The organism is Anabaena azotica SJ-1, from assembly GCF_047275885.1.
In the GTDB taxonomy this organism is placed as follows: domain Bacteria; phylum Cyanobacteriota; class Cyanobacteriia; order Cyanobacteriales; family Nostocaceae; genus Trichormus_B; species Trichormus_B azotica_A.
The window spans coordinates 3417581-3434398 of sequence record NZ_CP178454.1; the positions used below are offsets into that span (position 1 = coordinate 3417581).

Annotated in this window: 18 protein-coding genes and 1 tRNA gene; 7 read left to right on the plus strand and 12 right to left on the minus strand. The window is 39.2% G+C overall.

All coding sequences use genetic code 11. The features are described from left to right. Nucleotides 1–132 precede the first annotated feature (132 nt). From lpdA to ACLLO5_RS15165, 4 genes are all read left to right on the plus strand, one after another. Nucleotides 133–1563 (plus strand): dihydrolipoyl dehydrogenase, encoded by a 1431-nt coding sequence (gene lpdA, locus ACLLO5_RS15150; RefSeq protein ID WP_413171339.1) that lies wholly within the window; start codon nucleotides 133–135, stop codon nucleotides 1561–1563. Nucleotides 1564–1754: 191 nt separating this feature from the next. Next, complete coding sequence (gene trpC / locus ACLLO5_RS15155) at nucleotides 1755–2639, plus strand: indole-3-glycerol phosphate synthase TrpC (RefSeq protein WP_413171340.1); 885 nt, start codon at nucleotides 1755–1757, stop codon at nucleotides 2637–2639. A 214-nt stretch (nucleotides 2640–2853) separates the two neighbouring features. Continuing rightward, nucleotides 2854–3105, plus strand: coding sequence for a DUF5340 domain-containing protein (locus tag ACLLO5_RS15160; RefSeq protein WP_413171341.1), 252 nt, complete (start codon nucleotides 2854–2856; stop codon nucleotides 3103–3105). Between the two features lie 292 nt (nucleotides 3106–3397). Continuing rightward, a complete protein-coding gene (locus ACLLO5_RS15165; protein WP_413171342.1) occupies nucleotides 3398–4546 on the plus strand; it encodes a pyridoxal-phosphate-dependent aminotransferase family protein in 1149 nt (382 codons plus the stop codon). A 459-nt stretch (nucleotides 4547–5005) separates the two neighbouring features. Here the strand turns inward: ACLLO5_RS15165 and ACLLO5_RS15170 are convergent, their stop codons facing one another. From ACLLO5_RS15170 to ACLLO5_RS15215, 10 genes are all read right to left on the minus strand, one after another. Further along, the gene (locus ACLLO5_RS15170; RefSeq protein ID WP_413171343.1) at nucleotides 5006–5233 is read right to left on the minus strand and encodes a DUF2949 domain-containing protein; all 228 of its coding nucleotides are present in this window, start codon (nucleotides 5231–5233) and stop codon (nucleotides 5006–5008) included. A gap of 91 nt (nucleotides 5234–5324) precedes the next feature. Further along, a complete protein-coding gene (locus tag ACLLO5_RS15175) occupies nucleotides 5325–5510 on the minus strand; it encodes a hypothetical protein (RefSeq protein ID WP_413171344.1) in 186 nt (61 codons plus the stop codon). A gap of 489 nt (nucleotides 5511–5999) precedes the next feature. Further along, entirely contained in the window at nucleotides 6000–6512 is a 513-nt protein-coding gene (locus ACLLO5_RS15180; protein WP_413171345.1) for a DUF192 domain-containing protein, read from the minus strand. 293 nt (nucleotides 6513–6805) lie between these two features. After that, nucleotides 6806–7261 (minus strand): ferredoxin, encoded by a 456-nt coding sequence (locus ACLLO5_RS15185; RefSeq protein ID WP_413171346.1) that lies wholly within the window; start codon nucleotides 7259–7261, stop codon nucleotides 6806–6808. After that, entirely contained in the window at nucleotides 7261–7647 is a 387-nt protein-coding gene (locus tag ACLLO5_RS15190; RefSeq protein ID WP_413171347.1) for a DUF1257 domain-containing protein, read from the minus strand. Before ACLLO5_RS15190 ends, ACLLO5_RS15185 begins: the two co-directional genes overlap by 1 nt. A gap of 40 nt (nucleotides 7648–7687) precedes the next feature. Further along, a complete protein-coding gene (locus ACLLO5_RS15195) occupies nucleotides 7688–7900 on the minus strand; it encodes a DUF2997 domain-containing protein (protein WP_413171348.1) in 213 nt (70 codons plus the stop codon). Between the two features lie 439 nt (nucleotides 7901–8339). Next, a complete protein-coding gene (locus tag ACLLO5_RS15200) occupies nucleotides 8340–8774 on the minus strand; it encodes a type II toxin-antitoxin system VapC family toxin (protein ID WP_413171349.1) in 435 nt (144 codons plus the stop codon). Nucleotides 8775–8908: 134 nt separating this feature from the next. Further along, nucleotides 8909–10360 (minus strand): alpha/beta fold hydrolase, encoded by a 1452-nt coding sequence (locus tag ACLLO5_RS15205; protein ID WP_413171350.1) that lies wholly within the window; start codon nucleotides 10358–10360, stop codon nucleotides 8909–8911. Then, a complete protein-coding gene (locus ACLLO5_RS15210) occupies nucleotides 10357–11397 on the minus strand; it encodes a M28 family peptidase (protein ID WP_413171351.1) in 1041 nt (346 codons plus the stop codon). The genes ACLLO5_RS15205 and ACLLO5_RS15210 overlap by 4 nt, the downstream gene beginning before the upstream one ends. Before the next feature lie 69 nt (nucleotides 11398–11466). Then, a complete protein-coding gene (locus tag ACLLO5_RS15215) occupies nucleotides 11467–12405 on the minus strand; it encodes a phosphoribulokinase (protein ID WP_413171352.1) in 939 nt (312 codons plus the stop codon). A 223-nt stretch (nucleotides 12406–12628) separates the two neighbouring features. Between ACLLO5_RS15215 and ACLLO5_RS15220 the strand changes: the two genes are divergently transcribed. Beyond that, complete coding sequence (locus tag ACLLO5_RS15220) at nucleotides 12629–13291, plus strand: class I SAM-dependent methyltransferase (protein WP_413171353.1); 663 nt, start codon at nucleotides 12629–12631, stop codon at nucleotides 13289–13291. Nucleotides 13292–13435: 144 nt separating this feature from the next. On the opposite strand, the gene ACLLO5_RS15225 is transcribed toward ACLLO5_RS15220, so the two are convergent. Further along, nucleotides 13436–14341, minus strand: a complete 906-nt coding sequence (locus tag ACLLO5_RS15225; protein ID WP_413171354.1) for a rhodanese-related sulfurtransferase — start codon at nucleotides 14339–14341, stop codon at nucleotides 13436–13438. Between the two features lie 93 nt (nucleotides 14342–14434). Between ACLLO5_RS15225 and ACLLO5_RS15230 the strand changes: the two genes are divergently transcribed. Further along, nucleotides 14435–14507: transfer RNA gene (locus tag ACLLO5_RS15230), tRNA-Ala, on the plus strand. Here the strand turns inward: ACLLO5_RS15230 and ACLLO5_RS15235 are convergent. After that, nucleotides 14508–15140 (minus strand): DUF938 domain-containing protein, encoded by a 633-nt coding sequence (locus ACLLO5_RS15235; protein WP_413171355.1) that lies wholly within the window; start codon nucleotides 15138–15140, stop codon nucleotides 14508–14510. It abuts the tRNA gene before it with no gap. Between the two features lie 220 nt (nucleotides 15141–15360). On the opposite strand from ACLLO5_RS15235, the gene ACLLO5_RS15240 reads away from it, so the two are divergent. Continuing rightward, a complete protein-coding gene (locus ACLLO5_RS15240; RefSeq protein ID WP_413171356.1) occupies nucleotides 15361–16770 on the plus strand; it encodes a lysophospholipid acyltransferase family protein in 1410 nt (469 codons plus the stop codon). Nucleotides 16771–16818: the final 48 nt, after the last annotated feature.

Here is a 16818-nt window from a genome sequence, read left to right on the forward strand (position 1 = left end):
ACTCATTATCCAAATCTAACTATAATTTTACTCATTCATCCCCATTCTGAAAACTAACGCAATGGATGAAATGTTTTAAAGGGTGAAAGATCAAGTTAAAAATAAGTAGACTAAAAAAACGGGGATACTAACGTGAGTTCTGGATTCGATTACGATTTAGTGATTATCGGTGCAGGTGTAGGTGGACATGGCGCAGCCCTACACGCTGTCAACTATGGTCTGAAAACAGCGATTATTGAAGCAGGAGACATGGGGGGAACCTGTGTTAACCGTGGCTGTATTCCTTCTAAGGCACTTTTGGCTGCTTCTGGAAGGGTGCGGGAGTTACGCAATGCCCATCACCTCAAGTCTTTGGGAATTCAGATTGGTAATGTAGAATTTGATCGGCAAGCGATCGCCAATCATGCCAATAATCTTGTTTCTAAAATTCAAGGAGACTTAACCAACAGTCTCAAACGCCTGGGAGTCGATATCATCCGGGGTTGGGGAAAATTAGCCGGTACGCAAAAAGTCACCATCACTACAGATAGCGGTGAAAAAACCATTACGGCTCAAAATATCATTCTTTCACCCGGTTCTGTCCCCTTCGTTCCTCCTGGAGTTGAAATAGACGGCAAAACAGTCTTTACCAGCGACCAAGGGGTAAAATTAGAATCTCTGCCCAAGTGGATAGCAATTATTGGTAGTGGTTACATCGGGTTGGAATTTTCTGATATTTACACCGCTTTGGGCTGTGAAATCACAATGATTGAAGCCCTGGATGTATTAATGCCAGGATTTGACCGCGATATTGCTAAACTGGCGGAACGAGTTCTGATTACTCCCCGTGATATTGAAACCAAAGTCGGGATTTACGCCAAAAGGATCATTCCTGGTTCTCCAGTGGTGATTGAATTAGCCGATTTCCAAACTAAAGACGATTTAGAAGTATTGGAAGTTGATGCTTGCTTAGTAGCTACAGGCCGCATCCCCGCTACCCAAAATCTTGGTTTAGATTCTGTGGGTGTGGAACTTGATGGACGGAAATTTATCCCGGTTAACGATGGGATGGAGGTACTTTCATCTGGTGAAGTAGTTCCCCATCTGTATGCAATTGGTGATGCTAACGGTAAAATGATGTTGGCACACGCAGCTTCTGCTCAAGGTATCATTGCTGTAGAAAATATCCTTGGTAGAGATAAAAAAGCAGACTATCGCAGCATTCCCGCAGCAGCCTTTACTCATCCAGAAGTGAGTTATGTGGGTTTAACAGAAACAGCAGCCCAAGAATTGGGTTTAGCGGAAGGATTTGAAATTGGTGTCAGCAAGAGCTACTTCAAAGGTAATTCTAAAGCTTTGGCAGAAAATGATGCTGATGGTATCGCTAAAGTGATTTACCGTAAAGATACAGGTGAAGTCTTAGGTGTGCATATTTTCGGTTTACACGCTTCTGATTTGATTCACGAAGCATCCGCAGCAGTTGCACAACGTCAGTCTGTAAAAGACCTCGCCTATTTAGTTCACGCCCATCCTACACTATCAGAAGTGCTGGATGAAGCTTACAAACGAGCGATCGCAAGTTAGAAGAAGGTGACAGGGAACAGGTGACAGGTGACAGTAAATATGGGGAGATGGGGAGGTGCGGAGGCAGGGGAAGAACAATAAGTTCTTCTTTCTCCTGACTCCTGACTCCTGACTCCTGACTCCTGACTCCTGACTCCTGACTCCTGAACTCCTGAACTCTTGAACTCCTGAACTCCTGAACTCCTAAAAAAATGCAAATCCGTCGTCGTTCACCTAATCCAGCCATTGATGTATCTATTATTCGCTTCCAAGCAATTTTAAAGGATGAAATACCCAATCATATTTTAGAAGAAATTGTTTGGCAAAAAGAGATAGAAGTTGAGCAAATGCGGGAAAAGCTGTCTTTGCAAGAATTGCAGAAACAAGCCCTCGCAGCACCGCCAACCCGTGATTTTATCGCCGCACTTCGTCAAGGTAAAACCAAACCTGCACTCATCGCAGAAGTGAAAAAAGCTTCTCCTAGTAAGGGAGTTTTACGCGCAGATTTTGACCCCGTAGAAATAGCTAAATCCTATCAAGAAGGTGGTGCTAGTTGTCTTTCTGTACTCACAGATAAAAAATTTTTTCAAGGTAGTTTTGAGAATTTATCTTTAGTTCGTGCTGCCGTAGATTTGCCATTATTATGTAAGGAATTTATCATTTATCCTTATCAAATGTATTTAGCGCGAGTTAATGGCGCAGATGCGATTTTATTAATTGCGGCAATTCTTGGCGATCAAGATTTACAATATTTTGTCAAAATTGCCAAGAACCTAAAAATGGCTGCTTTGATTGAAGTTCATAGTTTAGAAGAACTGGACAGAGTTTTAGCCTTAGATGGTGTTTCTTTAATTGGTATCAATAATCGCAACCTGGAAGATTTTTCTGTTGATTTGCAAACTACTTGTCAGTTACTGAAAGATAGAGGTATTCAATTACAGGAAAGAAATATTTTAGTAGTTAGTGAATCAGGAATTCATAACCCAGAGGATTTAAGTGTAGTAGAAACAGCCGGCGCATCAGCCGTACTCATTGGTGAGTCGCTGGTCAAACAACCAGACCCGAAACTGGCAATAACTAATCTTTTTGGTCAATAGGACTGGGAAGAGAGCAGGGGAGCAGGGGAGCAGGGGAGCAGGGGAGCAAGGGAGCAAGGGAGCAGGGGAGCAGGGGAAGTAATTTTCCCAATTACCAATCACCAATTACCAATCACCAATTACCAAATTTTGTTTCCTATGTAACAATTTAATTGATAAGAGGCAAAACTCTTTTTAACCTAAAATCTCACATTGGCAATTTTAAATTAATTTCATGGAGCAAATTCCTCTACCTGCACCTATTCATTACGAACTTATACTTCAACTGTTAGAAAAGCAGACGATGAGTGCTATAAATAACAACCAAGAGTTACGGCAACAAGTCAGTCAGCTAATTATTACATTGCGAAAAGCTGCGGCACAACAAAAGCGATTAGAGGAAAGTTGTCAAGCTTCCTCTGTAGAAGTTGACCATCGTTGGTCACTTAATCATCTTGGAGGAAAAGTTGTGACTGATGAAGGTTAAAATAAAGGTATAAAAAACTACCTTTTCGATAAAATTGAGGTTATCCCTCAGTCAGCATATTCGCAAAGCGAACGCTGCGCTAACAAGCTTTAGCCAAACGCGATAAATTAATTGCTCTTTCTTGTTCTTGAACCTTTTCCTTTTGATTTCTGATTCATACCTACAGTAGATGTCGCGCTCTCAGGTACTATAATCTGATGACGAAATTGGTAAATGAATATCTAAAATTTGCCATCGGATTTAATCATTTTCACACAATTTTGATTCTTATTGGATTTTTAGGATAGAGATAATGGACAATAAGCTAATGTTGATGATTCCTGGACCAACCCCAGTTCCAGAAGCTGCCTTATTGGCATTGGCCAAGCACCCAATTGGACACCGTACTGCTGAATTCAGCAATATGATGGGGGAGGTGACAGAAAACCTCAAATGGCTGCACCAAACTGAAAGTGATGTGCTAATGCTGAATGTCAGCGGTACTGGTGCGGTAGAAGCGGGAATAATTAATTTTCTTTCCCCAGGCGATCGCATTTTAGTTGGTTCTAATGGTAAATTCGGTGAACGCTGGGTAGAAGTTGGTCAAGCTTTTGGTTTGAATGTGGAAACTGTCACCGCAGAATGGGGACAACCTTTAGACCCTGCTAAGTTTGGGGAAATCTTGCAAGCTGACACCAACAAGGAAATCAAAGCTGTAATCATTACTCACAGCGAAACTTCCACAGGTGTCATTAATGATTTAGTAGCTATTAACAACCATGTTAAAGCACATGGTGAAGCTTTAATTATTGTTGATGCCGTTACCAGCTTGGGAGCATACAATGTTCCCGTTGATGCTTTAGGTTTGGATGTAGTTGCTTCTGGTTCCCAAAAAGGCTACATGATACCCCCCGGTTTAGGATTTGTGTCTGTAAGTCCTAAAGCTTGGGAAGCTTATAAAACTGCGAAGTTGCCAAAATACTATTTAGATTTAGGTAAATATCGTAAAGCGACCGCTAAAAATACAACTCCTTTTACTCCCCCAGTTAATTTAATTGTGGCATTACACACCACCTTGGGGATGATGAAGAAAGAGGGTTTGGAGTCAATTTTTGCTCGTCATGAACGTCAAAAGAATGCGACTCGTGCAGCAATGAAAGCTTTAAATTTACCACTGTTTGCGGCAGATGAATGCGCTAGTCCAGCCATTACCGCTGTATCTGTACCAGGAATGGAAGCGGATAAAATTCGGTCGTTGATGAAAAAGCGGTTTGATATTGCTTTAGCTGGTGGACAAGACCATTTGAGTAATAAGATTTTCCGTATTGGTCACTTGGGATTTGTGAGCGATCGCGATATTCTTAGCTGTATAGCATCATTAGAAGTTGTGCTTTCAGAACTTGGTTATGAAAACTTTACCCCTGGTGCTGCTATAGCCGCAGCAGCGAAGGTTTTTGGATAAGAAAATAGGTGACAGGTGACAGGTGACAGGTGACAGGTGACAGAGAAGAAGAAAAGGAGCAGGGAGCAAGGGGGGGATGAGGGAGCAAGGGGGAGATGAGGGAGTAAAAGATTAATTTTTTCTTCTGACTCCTGACTCCTGACTCCTGACTCCTGACTCCTGACTCCTGACTCCTGACTCCTGACTCCTGACTCCTGCCTTCTGCCTCCTGCCTTCTGCCTCCTGACATTAAAAGGGCGAGTCATTTGAACAACTCGCCCTTTTATTTTGGATATCAATGAGTAAAAACTGTCTGAGTTAATCGTTATCGTTCTCTCTATCAAACTTTGCACAGGGCAGAGTTGATTTGACATACCTCAAATGCTCCTCAAATAGCTCAACCGTTTCACATTTTATTTGTATACAGTTAGCTGCAATCATAGTTATCAGCAATGGATTGTTTCAATATACATTGCTAACCTATGCCGTCTCTAGCCAATCATAAATTTGTTCTAACTGTTCTAGAGTAATCAAGCCATACTGCCACAGGATCATGGTTAAAGAACCAGGATCTTGCTCTCGGTGACGCAGTGCTACAGCCAAAGAAGCTGCGGAAATCGCTAAATCTTCTTGGAGAAAATTAATTAAACGAGAATATCTCGATGGTGCCATTTGTATCTCACCTCCTTGAGTAGAGTGTATTATCATATATCTTGACCTCTTTTCTCAATGATCTAAAGCCAGTATTTTATTTGTCACTGTGCTGTGACTGAATTGATACCTTAGCACAGCTAATTTATTATTCCTCTGAGAGAAAATTTATTTTCATTAAAGCCGGAGTTGTGTGCAGAAAAGCAAATTCTGTCCTGCTTGTTTGCCCCATCTTCAGCAGCATTAACTGTTTCAGACTTTTTGTTAAATTGATTTCATCCTGTTGACTTTTTTGTACTGGATGTAATCGCATTTGGAGTAACAAATATTCCATAGCTTATATTCCTCTATTGATGACGATTTACACTTATGTCAAAAGGAGGATTTTTGCTGCTAAACTTCAGAGCCAGGACTATAACTGAGGAATAAAAAAAGTTGGATGTGATTAGTGTTACTTTTGAATAGTAACTCTTAACTATTATTATGGCTATTTTACGGAATAGTTTTATAACAACTAATCTTCATCAAAACTTGATAAATTCTTCATATAAATAACAGGCTGTGAGGTATGGGAACCAACAAAGATGGGGTGCATCTTAAGAAAAGCAAAAATCAGGGGACTAATTTAAAAACCCTTTAAAGCTCTCTTTCCTATCCCTATGGCTCCTGCGTCGCCACGCAAGCTATCGGGACGCTACGCGAACGCGTTCTTTGCCTCTTTGCGGTTTATTTATTAAATGCCCTGCATAAGTTGTCAGGTCAGATAAAAATAAATTTACACATTTGAGATGCTCCCCAGCTATCACTAAATAACTAAGAACCATCAGGATTTCAAAGACTCAATTTTGAGTTTATCACCAGTCTTTAAACCTAGTTCAGTAGCTCGTCCTGCCCTGAGTTCAATTACTTGGTCTATCGGTGTATTCGGTCCATAGGTGGGACAAGGCTCGTTAATACAGGGAGGTGCAGCAGTTTGAATATACTTAATTACTCCCTTGTGAAGGAAGACCATATCCAAAGCTACGGGTACATTCTTCATCCAGAATTGGACTGGTTGAGCAGAGGGAAATACAAACAACATTCCCTGGTCATCTGGTAAAGCTGGCCGATACATCAACCCCATCATTTGCTGTTCTGGTGTTTGTGCCACTTCTAGGTTAATTTTTGTCCCATTGGGAACTGTTGCTTGAGCAGAAATTGGTAGCTTTTGACCTGGATTGGTTGTGGCTGGGACTTGGGATGATAATGGAGTGGGAGATTTAGCTGTGGTTGGTGGAGAACAACCCATCAGCAAAACACTCAGAAATATGAATAGTACGCTTAATCCACGAAACATAAGCAAATTAAAATTCAAATTTATTGTTTGCAAATTAAAGACAGAGTAATTAGATCAACTTCTTGCAGAAGTCGGCAAGAGGGTACGGTTGAGAATCTTGCTGGAAACTGTAACTTTTTGCAAAAGGTCTAAATAATTACGGTTTTTTAATTTAGATTTCGATTTTACAGAACTTTCAGCCAAATTGCTCGCTATTTTAAATTATTTTTTTGCGGACAAAGAAAACTACAAAAAAACAAAGGCTGGTGATAAATTCCAGCCTTGTAAAAGGTTAATTGCTTGATAGTAGAATTTTATGGTTGTTTCTTATTTAACTTTTGTTTCTTCCGGCGTTTTTCTGTAGTAGCGACAGCATGATCTACTGGATAACCAACTACAGGAATAACCTGATATTTGCGGTCGTCTTCTAGGTTTCTTAGCTCAGTGTAATCAACCCAGTGAATACAATCAACTGGACAGGTATCTATAGCTTCTTGAACTACTTCTTCTGCATCACCATCTTGGCGAATGACGCGCGATCGCCCATAATCTGGTTCAATATAAAAGGTATTACGGGCAACATGAGCGCAATGTTTACAGCCAATACAGGTAATTTCATCTACATAAACGCCTTTTTGCCGCAGCACGCCGCCCAGTTCCGGTTCTAAACCAGAGCGTTCTGGCTCATCTCGTAAAAAACCCCCTAATTCTGGCTCTAAACCGGAACGATTAATTTCTAAATCTTCTGGTAACGGCTGCAATTGGGACATTACGCACTCCAGCGTTGTAATACTAAGCGAATAGAACCATCTTCATTTTTCTGTTGTTCAGCAACTTGAAAGCCAACTTTTGTAGTTTCTTTCATGACTGTTTGATAAGCATAACGCTGAGTAATTTGGCGCAGGAATCCATCTACAGACAAATCTTGCTGCCAATATTGCAGGTCAGCTACCAATTCGTATTCCTTTCCATTCCATCTAAAACCGATATCATAACCATTTTCCTGCTCAATGCTAACTTCGGCTGGATGGGTTTGACCACGATAACCGCGCACTTCACGAGGACCTGGTTTCCAGTCTATACCTAAGTCAGAGAGTGCATCCTGCAAGGATTCGAGGTTACGGATTTGTGTTTTAATTTGGCTAAAGTGTGACATGGTGGTTTGTAATCTGTAGAAACTTGACTAGTTGGAAAACTTACCATTCGCTGAACGCGGTTTGCGTGTTCGCTATACCAGATTCCTGAATATTGTTGGCGGCAAAAAATTCTGAGGTTGGCTCTTGAATGAGTACCTGTCCTAGTTGAGCCTCTATTGCTGCTGTTACTTCAGCACAAGAAGCACCGATAATACCAGTGACTGTCTCTTGTACTCTACCGTCTGGATAAATTATGAATTCTAATGTTTCCATTCTCTGAAAGCCAACCTCGATAGTACAATTGAACTTTACTGCTGTAGCAGAGTTGGTCAAGACCTAGCCGCAGGAACTATTTAGAAACAAACTTGCCATTTGTTAAATAATGTTCCATCTTTCAAAATATATATCTCAGAATCTTTACAAAAATTAATTTTCTTATAAGTGGTTGCATCTGTTATTTAGTAAGTTTCTCCCAACCTGATCAATTAGTCAAGGTCAACATCACTTAAGACGAAGAACTGTAAAAACTCTTAAAAATAGGGATTACAGCCAAAAGACTCATAAAGAGAAATCTAAAAAAATACTAAAGTTTATTGAAAATATTTATCATTATTATCGAATTAAGGCTATGTCTGATCATAGTGGTGCGATCGCTTGCTTGTCTTTGGTCTATACTAATAACCTATAAAAACACCCGTATCAATGTAAACCTTCAGACCTTAGTTGCCAATTGAGATAGTAATTGTTCAGGTGTAACTACTTGAGGTTTATTCGTAGATAAAGACCTCAATGCTTTATCATAAGTAACCAAGTAGTCACATTCAGCGGCACTGCTAAGGATTAAAACATCATTTGAGTGGGCTATACGGTTACGAAGGTTTGCCGCATATTGGAGATATTCCTCAGCTTTCTCCAAGTTTACAGGTATTACAGCAACATCTTCTTGAAGTTCATTCAGAAGTTCAGGGTTTTTATGAGCCTCTGCCAAGAAAACAAGCTCCTGTAATACTACGGGATTAATTGCTAGACGTACTTGTTTAAGCATTTCTTGAGAGAATAGGTTGGAACTAGGGGACTCACCACGTAAATAAGCAGCAAGAACATTAGTATCTAAAAAAACAAGAGGCAGATTTTTAGATGTTTGCACTTGAAAATATCTTCTTAGATTGGTATTTACTTAATTTTAATTCAAAAAAAAATAGATAGCAATCCAATATTGCAATAATCAAAATGTGTAGGTTAGATTTAAAAACTTAATCTTTAGTATAACTACAAATATTATTAACCACTCAGTGCATCCTGCCAATGAGAAAAGGTAAGTTTAGTAATTTCACCTTTTTCTAAATTATATATTTCCTCCAAACATCTAAAAAAAGCCTGAGCATATATTTCTAAACCCAATAAATGCAAACTTCTCAAAATTCTGGTGATTCGCAAATGGTTGTGATTCCCCCAATGTACCCAGACTTTTTTCCTTTCTGCAAATGATTGATCAATTTTAATTTTTATTGCCCCATCTTTGCTTTCTTGACATGATAAACCATAAAAACCTAACATCAATTTTAAAGATGTAACTAAATTCCTTTTCAAATCTTCTCTATTATGAAAACTTTGAATATCGTCATCTGTTAAAATCGGTGCGTTAGGATTAAAACGACTTCTTTCTGTGAGGGGAAATAACCATTGAATGTAATCATGGGTTTTTTCTAACCATTCATAATTTTGTTGCCATATATCTTGTAGCATTCTACCGCGAACATAAGCAGATTTACCCGAATAAAATTGAATAATTGTAGAATCTTTACTCATAGATTTATTGTTGTCAACATATTTGATTATTAAATTATACTTTTTACTTTGTACACGATCCAGCACGGCTTCAATAACTATCTGAGGTGCTTCTCGTTGGATAAAATGTCCAACTTCTGGTATGACAAATCGCTGGTAATCCTTTAAAAAGAACTGTTCTTTATTGGCGCTGGTTTCTGGTAAAGTTGCACCATCAGCACCTCCATGTAATACCGTTGTTGGTACATTAATTTTGGGTGCAGTCATCAGTTTTTGATGAATAGTATCATAGTGCGAATCATTAGGAGAAATTCCCCAACGATTGCGGTATGAATCAATGGTAATATCTACCCAGTCTGGATTTGCAAATGATTTTGCAGTTGTCTGAAATTCAGCATCACTAAAACGCCAGGAAGGACACCAAAATTTCCATAATTGGCGCGTAAAATCACTTCTATCCGCTGCTAGGGTTTTCCTTCCGCGTTCTGTGGCAAAGAACCACTGATACCAATATTGTTGCACTTGAGAAAACGATAATTCTTGGTCAGGATTATTAGTTCCATAACCTACGGATAAGGTTGTGAGAGTATGTAATAAATCGGGACGTAATGCGGCAATATTATAGCCAATACGTGCGCCCCAGTCATGCCCTACTAGATGTACAGAACCGATTTTTAAAGCTTCAATAAACTCAATGATATCTTGACTTAAAGCTGCCAGTTGTCCGCTACGTAAGGTTTGGGAATCTAGGAAATGTGTTAAACCAAATCCTCTAAGATATGGTGTAATACAGCGATAGTTGGCATTTAATAATGCAGGGATAATGGCATTCCAAGTTAATGCATCATCAGGCCAACCGTGCAGAAGAATTATGGTTGGTGAATCAATTTCACCATAGCTGTGATAAGCAATATTGAGACGGGAGGTTTTAATATATTGAATCATGCGGCTAAATCAGATATTACTTTTACCAAACCATTAACAACTCGTGCTAGTTTCTCGAAATCAACTTTATCTATAGTATCTTCTGATGTGTGGTAATATTGATAGCGATAAGGCGCAGTATCTGTCACCATAATGCCCTGATAATCCTGTTGCCAAAAAGACCATTGATCTGACCAACCAACACCAGGAATCCAGCTAGGTAAGGCAGTTCCTTGAGAGGGAAATTGGACATGACGACGAAAAGAACCAATTGTTTTCTTGACTAAATCACTAGATTTGATATTGCCAATAAAGCTGATAAAATTTCCCTGATTAGGATATAGTAAACCTATAGGAAAAGGATATTGTTGACTACCTGGTTGATCGGAAAAATATCCCATTGTTTCTAAACTCAGCATTGCGACAATTTTTTCACCTTGCTGATGCAATTTTTTGGCATATACTAAACTTCCCATATTTTCTGTCCAGAAAAATGGCGGTTCTTCATTAGTGAATTCTACAAAGCGAATAGTGCGGTTAGTTTTTTGATTGGCAAATATTCTTGCTAGTTCTAATGTTGCGACTGCACCTGTACCATTATCATTTGCACCGGGACTGGTAAAGGCTGAATCATAATGGCTACCAATTACAATTATTTCTTCTGGTTTCTTGATTCCTTTTTTTTCAACTTCGATATTGTAGTAAGATTTGCCATCTATTTTATATTCTTGCTGCTTAATTTCGTAACCAGTTTGAGTTAAAGAAGTGATTAAAAAGTCTTTGGTCTGATTAAGTTTTTTATATTGACTATTGTTCCGAATACCAATATCAACAGCCAGCTTTTGTAAATCTTGTTGTAGAAATTTTTGAAGAGTAATTTCTGCTGTTTTTAGGGGTGGAAGTTGTCCTTGATAGCTTTTTTCCGGCATCCAAAACATCATCCACCATACCCAAATACTGGAAATTACAAGAATAGCAAGAAGTACAGCCAAGCGAATTAAGGCAGATTTGTTGATAATTTGTAATTTTAATCTGCTCTTCTTTCCAGATTTTCGCATTCGCTGCACCTCTGATTATTGTCGTTTATGCCAATTTCATTACATCTCAACAAATTAATTCAGAAAATATTACTGGTAAATTTGCGTAGCTTTCAACATATGATAGGTAATGATTAATTGGGTAAGTGCAAGGGGATAACTTTGTAAAGTCTCTCCGGTTGTACCTGCTATTTTACCTAGTTCGGGATTAATTTCGCGATCGCATATATTTTTTAAGTACGGCATATCTGAACACATAATATGCTCTATCTTATTCACCTGTTCCAAGGTAGCGTGTCCGTCAACTTCCAACACATCCACAGGTTTACCCATATCTCGGCCTAGTCCCAAGCGCACGGCTGATTCTGAACCACCATTACCAGCTTCGATAATCTGTGTAAAATCTGGGTGGGGAATTGTGGGACGCAACACCAAGCGCACATTTAAATGTCCATTGCTTTCATCCTCATTTTCGTTGGGAGGATAGAAACTCACCACGATATCAGACCATTGACGCTGGGGACGGATAAACTGTTCTGAGTCTGGTTCGCGTTTTTCTAATTCTGCTAATACCTGTTCTGGTGTATAACCGCGTTTTTGCGTATCTCGCTTAACTTTCCAGGTCGCGCGGAGTTTTTCTGGTGGTGCAAGATACACTTTTACATCATAAGCATCACGGGCTGCACGGGTAGAATAACCAAGTAAACCTTCAATAATTACAAATTTACTAGGTTTAATGTACTTTGGAGCTTCAAAACATCCCGTTTTGTGGCTATAAACTGGTTTAAGAATGGGTTGTCCTGTGCGTAACAGCGAGAGATGCTGCTGCATAATATCTAAATGATTGCAGTCAGGGTGAAGGGCTGTGATACCTAATTCTGCGCGTTCCGTGCGATCATAACGGTGGTAATCATCAGTACAGATGAGTGTAACATTCTCCGGGCCAAGTACCTGAGCAATACCCCTGGTCAGGGTAGTTTTTCCGGCTGCACTGTCACCTACAATACCAAGAATGATTGGACGACTCATCTTACCCCCTTAACACAAGTTAGTTGCGTGATAATGTTTGTGAGGAACACTTTTAGCTAATTTATTAATTTTAGAGGGGAATTAGCTAATAAATTCAAGCTTTCCCTATGGACGCAACATCTCTACACAATCAAAGGAGTTCAGGAATTATAAAAATTACTGGAGTTCTGAATAGGCAAGTTCTGGTTACACTAAAACAGATAAAGTTTTTATCAAAAAAGCTATGGGAAAACAAACAATTGGCTTAGAGCAAGACTTGTATGATTATTTACTCGCAGTTTCTTTGCGAGAACCGGAAATTTTAACTCAACTGCGCCATGAAACCGCCCAGTTACCAATGGCTCAGATGCAAATTTCCCCGGAACAGGGACAGTTTATGGCATTGTTAGTTAAATTGCTGGGAGCAAAGAAGACTTTAGAAGTCGGTGTTTTTACAGGTTATAGTTCCTTGGTGACAGCGTTGGCATTACCAGCAGATGGTAAGATTGTCGCCTGTGATGTGAGTGAGGAGTTTACTAGCGTTGCTCGCCGTTATTGGGAAAAGGCTGGGGTAGCTGATAAAATTGATTTGCGTATTGCTCCAGCTTTGGAAACTTTGGATAATTTACTGGCAACAGGGGAAGGGGAAAGTTTTGATTTTGCCTTTATTGATGCTGATAAGGGTAACTATGACAATTATTATGAGCGATCGCTGCAATTAATTCGACCAGGTGGGCTAATAGCCGTTGATAACGTGCTGTGGTCTGGGAAAGTTGCAGATTCTGAAGTTCAAGATAATCAAACTAAAAAGATTCGTATCTTCAATCAAAAGTTACATCAAGACTCACGAGTTACTCTGAGTTTAGTTCCTATTGCTGACGGTTTGACGTTAGCTAGGAAGAATTAAACGCAGAGGTTCGCAGAGGAGGGAGGAAACTCTTTCACTTTTCATCTTTCACCTGATTTATAGCCGTAGACAATGCCGTTAGGACATGAAGCAAAACTACAACTCAGACGCTGAAAGGCTTTTAAAACTGTCACCTGTCACCTGTCACCTGTCACCTGTCACCTGATTTAACCTGTACTGTTTCCATTTTTCCTGCTGTCGCGTTCTTTTTTCCTCGGTCAAGCTATCAAAACAGTGAGGACAGGAAATACCTTCTTCATACTTGGGTGAGGTTTTATCGTCTTCTGCAATGGGATGTCCACAACAGAAGCATAATTCATAATTTCCTGCTTCTAAGCCATGACGAACCGCAACTCTTTCATCAAATACAAAGCATTCTCCTTCCCATAAACTTTCTTCACTGGGAACTTCTTCTAAATATTTGAGAATGCCTCCTTTGAGGTGATAAACTTCTTCAAAGCCTTGTGCAAGCATATAAGATGAGGCTTTTTCGCAGCGAATGCCACCAGTACAAAATAAGGCAACTTTTTTGTGTTTTTCAGGGTCTAGATTTTTACTGACGTATTCAGGAAATTCTCGGAATATTTGAGTTTGAGGATTTTCTGCCCTTTTGAAGGTACCGATACTTACTTCATAATCATTGCGGGTATCAATTACTGTTACTTCTGGGTCAGAAATTAAATCGTTCCATTCTTGAGGATTAACGTAAGTTCCTACCTGTTCATTCGGGTCAACTTCTGGTATTCCTAAAGTTACTATTTCTCGCTTTAGCCTCACTTTCATTCTTTCAAATGGTGGTGTGTCTGTGTAAGATTCTTTATGTTCTAAATCTGCTAACCGAGTATCACCACGCAAAAATGCTAAAACTGCATCAATGGCTTGACGTGAACCAGCTATTGTCCCGTTAATACCTTCTTTTGCTAGTAAAATTGTTCCTTTAATGCCTTGTTGCTGACAAAAAGACAAGAGGGGTGCTTGCAGTTCGGTAAAATCAGGTAAACTGACGAATTTATACAATGCAGCCACAACTAAAGTATTTTCTGGTGTCATACTATTTACAAACACAGAATATTAGTGTATTATCTTTTCAAGATTTAAAATTAACCTTTTTTTCATAAAAAAAGAAACATTTTGAATTTTTAAGGGGGTTTAGCTCAGTTGGTAGAGCGCCTGCTTTGCAAGCAGGATGTCAGCGGTTCGAGTCCGCTAACCTCCATTAGTCATGTTTAAATACTAGTGACAGGTTATTTGCTGGCATTTGGTAAATTTTTTCCATTGTCAAATTTTCAGCTTTTGCTGCTTTGACCACATCCTCTAAATTACGCACTCCCCATTCTGGGTTTTGTGACTGTAACGACTCATCAAAAGCTTCATTACTGGGTGCGGTATGTTGGCCATTTTGTTTGTAGGGTCCATATAAATAAAGGATACCACCTGGAGGCAAAATCCGCCCAGCCCCAGCCATGAGTCCTAGACAGGCTGACCAAGGGGAAATATGAATCATGTTAATATTGACTATAGCGGTAATTGGCGAGTCGGATAATGTATCTTGATCCACAGGCCAAGTTGGTAACTGAGCATCTAAATCTATGGGTGGGTAAAGATTATCACTTTTAAATTCTTCTGACCAAGCGGAAATGCTGTTGCGTAATAAGGGGTTTGGGTCGGAAGGTAGCCATTTTCGCGGTGCTAGATGAGGTGCAAAAAATACCGCGTGTTCTCCTGTTCCACTGGCAATTTCTAAGATAGTACCATTCGCAGGTAATACTTGTAAAAGTATGTCTAAAATAGCTTCACGGTTGCGTTGGGTTGCTGGTGCAAATTGTTTTTGGTCTGAATTTGTATTCATACTTCCGATATAACTGAATTGAGATGAAGGTGCATATTAATTTAAAATTTTAAAATCTTTAGGTTTTTAGATTTTTAGATTTTTAGGTTTTTAAAATATTTGACAAATAATATGAAGTCTGGCTAATTAGTGAAAATAACTATATTTTAATTATCTATTCCTTACTATAAGTGCGATCGCTCTCTGTTCACATTTTTTCACCACAATACAGGAGAAAAACTTGCCAAAATCAATTCATTCCACCCAACCCCCACTGAAATTTATTTCTCCACGCTTTAACCCTTTGGTACTCAAAATCGTTTCCTGGTTTCTTCCCTTGATTCTCCGGGTGAGAACTAGACCTTGGCTACCCGCAGGTATTGTCAAAATTGAAGCCAAAAATGCGGAAATTTTAGCCAAATTATACCAGGAATTTCAAGCCGGGAAAGTTCGCTTTTTAATCGCTTTCCGTCACCCAGAAGTAGAAGATCCTTTATCCATGCTATATTTACTTTCCCGCATAGTTCCCAAGGTAGCAAGGGCAAAAGGCATTTCTTTACAATACCCCGTACATAGTCATTTTATGTATGAAAGAGGGATGACATTATGGGCAGGAAATTGGTTAGGATGGTTATTTTCTTATGTTGGTGGTGTACCTGTGCGTCGGGGAAGACGAGTAGACAGAAATGCGATTCAAATGGCGCGGGATTTATTCGCCAATGCTAAAATGCCGATTGCGATCGCACCAGAAGGTGGTACAAATGGCCATAGTGGTATTGTCAGTCCTTTAGAACCAGGTGTAGCGCAGTTGAGTTTTTGGTGTGTGGAAGATTTACAAAAAGCCAACCGCGAAGAAACTGTTTTTATTATCCCTATAGGCATTAAATATAGTTACGTTAACCCACCTTGGTCAAAAATAGATTGGTTATTATCTAAATTAGAAGCCGATAGCGGTTTACAAGTTGCAGAAATTACTCAGACAGGGAAACAGGAAGAAATTTTATATCAGCGGATTTTCCATATAGCTGGATATTTAATCACAGAAATGGAAGAATTTTATCGTCGTTTCTATCATCGCGATTTACCAGCCATTACTCCTGAAGAAACAGATCAACCTAATGATATTTTAATTACGAGATTACACCGTTTAATGGATACAGCATTACAAGTTTGTGAACAATATTTTAATGTACAGCCGCAAGGTAATTTTATTGATAGATGCCGGCGTTTAGAAGAAGCAGGATGGAATTATATTTATCGTGATGATATAACTGATATTAATAGTTTACCACCCTTCAAACGTGGTCTTGCTGACTGGGTAGCAGAAGAAGCAGATTTGAAAATGCAACATATGAGAATAGCAGAAAGTTTTGTGGCTGTTACTGCTAACTATATTCAGGAAAAACCAACAGCAGAAAGATTTGCAGAAACGGCTTTGTTAATGTTTGATATGTTGTCCAGAATTAAAGAATCTACCTTACCAGGAAGACCGCGTTTAGGTTTAAAACAAGCGATGATTACTGTAGGTGAACCAATTTCTGTCAGTGAAAGATGGCAGCTTTGTCAGGGTAATAAACAGGCTTCTAGAAAAGGTTTGAGTGATTTGACAAATGATTTGCAGGTGGTATTAGAGGAGTTGATTAAAGATTAGTTTCACGCAGAGACGCAGAGAGAGTTTATTTGTGTCTTTGCATGAAGT